The sequence below is a fragment of the Melaminivora alkalimesophila genome, assembly GCF_000282995.1.
Classification (GTDB): domain Bacteria; phylum Pseudomonadota; class Gammaproteobacteria; order Burkholderiales; family Burkholderiaceae_C; genus Melaminivora; species Melaminivora alkalimesophila.
Map to the genome: position 1 here is coordinate 1 of NZ_ALEE01000140.1, position 3,247 is coordinate 3,247.

The 3,247-nt window shown below is 69.8% G+C and carries 5 protein-coding genes; all 5 read left to right on the top strand.

All coding sequences use genetic code 11. The annotated features are described in order from the left end of the window. Nucleotides 1–249, top strand: a 249-nt coding sequence (locus A612_RS02090) for an MBL fold metallo-hydrolase RNA specificity domain-containing protein (RefSeq protein ID WP_040435670.1), incomplete at its 5' end; no start/stop codon positions are given. Nucleotides 250–418: 169 nt separating this feature from the next. Beyond that, entirely contained in the window at nucleotides 419–1,336 is a 918-nt protein-coding gene (locus A612_RS02095; protein WP_019372957.1) for a LysR family transcriptional regulator, read from the top strand. Between the two features lie 46 nt (nucleotides 1,337–1,382). Beyond that, complete coding sequence (gene leuC, locus A612_RS02100; RefSeq protein ID WP_019372958.1) at nucleotides 1,383–2,804, top strand: 3-isopropylmalate dehydratase large subunit; 1,422 nt, start codon at nucleotides 1,383–1,385, stop codon at nucleotides 2,802–2,804. A 23-nt stretch (nucleotides 2,805–2,827) separates the two neighbouring features. Next, complete coding sequence (locus A612_RS02105) at nucleotides 2,828–2,950, top strand: entericidin A/B family lipoprotein (RefSeq protein ID WP_019372959.1); 123 nt, start codon at nucleotides 2,828–2,830, stop codon at nucleotides 2,948–2,950. A gap of 22 nt (nucleotides 2,951–2,972) precedes the next feature. Next, on the top strand, nucleotides 2,973–3,247 hold a 275-nt coding region (locus A612_RS02110), incomplete at its 3' end, for a hypothetical protein (RefSeq protein ID WP_019372960.1).

The following is a 3,247-nucleotide window of genomic DNA, read 5'->3' on the forward strand; positions in this document are numbered from 1 at the left end:
GAGCCGGAGATCCGCATCCACGGCCAGGAAGTGGCGGTGCGCGCCGAAGTGGTGCAGCTCGGCAGCGCCTCGGCCCACGCCGACGCTGGCCAGCTGCTCGCCTGGCTGGGCGCCCTGCACCTGCCGCCGCGCCGCACCTTCCTGGTGCACGGCGAGCTCGCCGCCGCCGATGCGCTGCGCCAGCGCATTGCGCGGACGCTGGGCTGGCAGGCCGAGGTTCCGGAGCACGGCGCCACCGTCGTGCTCTGAAGCACGGCCGCAAGGGGCCACCCGCACCCGACCCCATCGCCAAACGCGATGGCTCGACCGCCATTTCGGCATGCCATGCATCGTGCCGCGCGATGGCCAATTGGAGCTGCTAACTGCACAATCGGAAGATCCCTCGCCAGGCGCGACGGATCGCCCCTCTGCCCGCCCGATGAAACTCGAACGCAACTTCGCCCGCCGCATCGACCTCACCTCGCTGCAACTCTTCGTTGCCGTGTGCGAGCTGGGCAGCATCGGGCGCGCGGCGCAGCAGGAATACATCGCCGCCTCGGCCGTGAGCAAGCGCCTGTCCGACCTGGAAGCGGCGCTGGACACGCCGCTGCTGTACCGCCACAGCCGCGGCGTGACCCTCACCCCCGCCGGCGAAAGCCTGTTGCACCACGCGCGCAACGTGTTGCTGGGCCTGGAGCGCATGCAGGGCGAGCTGTCGGAATACGCCGAGGGCGTGCGCGGCCACGTGCGCATGCACGCCAACATCTCCGCCATCGTGCAATTCCTGCCGGAAGACCTGGGCGCCTTCGCGCGCGCGCATGGGCAGATCAAGATCGACCTGCACGAGCGCCTGAGCCCGGAAGTGCTGCAGGCGGTGCGCGATGGCGCGGCCGACCTGGGGCTGTGCCAGAAACCCCCTGCCGACGCCCCGGCGGGGATGCAATCGCGTCCGTACCGCAGCGACCGGCTGTTGCTGGTGGTCCCGCACGGCCACGCACTGGCCGGGCGCGCGTCGGTCCGCTTCGACGAGGTGCTCGACTGCGACATCGTCGGCCTGCACGCCGGCAGCTCCATCAGCCTGGCGATGCGCACCGCGGCGGCGCAGGTCGGCCGGCCGCTGCGCCAGCGCATCCAGGTCACGGGCCTGGACGCGATGTGCCGCATGATCGACAACGGCCTGGGCGTGGGCCTGCTGCCGGACCGCGCCTTTGCGCTGATGCAGGGCGTCGGCCGACTGGCGGCGGTGGCGCTCGACGAACCCTGGGCGCAGCGCGAGCTGGTGCTGGTGGCACGCGACTTCGCGGCGCTGCCCGTTCCCGCGCGGCTGCTCGCCGAGCACCTGGCACCGGCCCCCTAGAATTTCCGCCACTTCCCTGAACCCCGCGACACGAGACGAGACCGCCATGGGACGCACCCTGTACGACAAGATCTTCGACGAGCACGTCATCCACACCGAGGAAGACGGCACCGCCATCCTCTACATCGACCGCCACCTGGTGCACGAAGTCACCAGCCCGCAGGCCTTCGAGGGTCTGCGCGAGGCCGGCCGCAAGGTCTGGCGCACCAGCTCGATCGTCGCCACCGCCGACCACAACACACCCACCACCGGCTGGGAACTGGGCTACGACGGCATCGCCGACCCGATCAGCCGCGAGCAGATCGTGACGCTCGACAAGAACATCGCCGAGCACGGCGCCGCCGCATTCTTCCCCTTCCTGAGCCGGCGCCAGGGCATCGTGCACGTCATCGGCCCGGAGAACGGCGCCACCCTGCCGGGCATGACGGTGGTCTGCGGCGACAGCCACACCAGCACGCACGGCGCCTTCGGCGCCCTGGCCCACGGCATCGGCACCAGCGAGGTCGAGCATGTCCTGGCCACACAGACGCTGCTGGCCAAGAAGGCCAGGAACATGCTGGTGAAGGTCGAGGGCAAGGTCGCACCCGGCATCACCGCCAAGGACATCGTGCTGGCCATCATCGGCAAGATCGGCACTGCCGGCGGCACCGGCTACACCATCGAATTCGCCGGCCAGGCGATCCGCGACCTGTCCATGGAAGGGCGCATGACGGTGTGCAACATGGCGATCGAGGCCGGCGCGCGCGCCGGTCTGGTGGCCGTGGACGACAAGACCATCGAGTACCTGCGCGGCCGGCCGCTGTCGCCCACCGGCGTGGAGTGGGACCAGGCGGTCGCCTACTGGAAGACGCTGCACTCCGACCCGGATGCGAAATTCGACGCCGTGGTCGAGCTGCGCGCAGAGGACATCGTCCCGCAGGTCACCTGGGGCACCAGCCCCGAGATGGTGCTGGGCGTCAATGCGCGCGTGCCCGACCCGGACAAGGAAAAGGACGCCACCCGCCGCGGCGCCATGGAGCGTGCACTGACCTACATGGCCCTGCAGCCCGGCAAGCCCCTCACCGACATCTTCGTGGACAAGGTCTTCATCGGCTCGTGCACCAACAGCCGCATCGAGGACGTGCGCGAGGCCGCCGCGGTGGTGAAGAAGCTCGGCCGCAAGGTCGCGAGGAACGTCAAGCAGGCCATGGTCGTGCCGGGCTCGGGGCTGGTCAAGGAGCAGGCGGAAGCCGAAGGGCTGGACCAGGTCTTCAAGGCCGCCGGCTTCGAATGGCGCGAGCCGGGCTGCTCCATGTGCCTGGCGATGAACGCCGACCGGCTGGAGCCGGGCGAGCGCTGCGCCTCGACCTCGAACCGCAACTTCGAGGGCCGCCAGGGCGCGGGCGGGCGCACCCACCTGGTCAGCCCGGCCATGGCCGCCGCCGCCGCCATCCACGGCCATTTCGTCGACATCCGCCAGTTCGCCTGAACCCCTTGCAGGAGAAAGACCCCATGAAACGCTCCATCGCCACCCTGCTGGCCGCCGCCTTCGCGCTGGCCGGCTGCAACACCGTCAAGGGCATGGGCCAGGACGTGCAGCGCGCCGGCTCCGCCATCGAACGCGCCGCCAGGTAAAAGGAAGCCGAGGACCACCCCCATGCAGCAATTCACCATCCACCAGGGCCTGGTCGCGCCCATGGACCGCGAGAACGTCGACACCGACGCCATCATCCCGAAGCAGTTCCTGAAGTCGATCAAGAAGACCGGCTTTGGCCCCAACCTGTTCGACGAGTGGCGCTACCTGGACCAGCCGGGCCAGCCGGGCGTGCCGGAGAGCGAGCGCAAGCCCAATCCGGACTTCGTGCTGAACCAGCCGCGCTACCAGGGAGCGAGCATCCTGCTGGCGCGCCAGAACTTCGGCTGGGGGTCCAG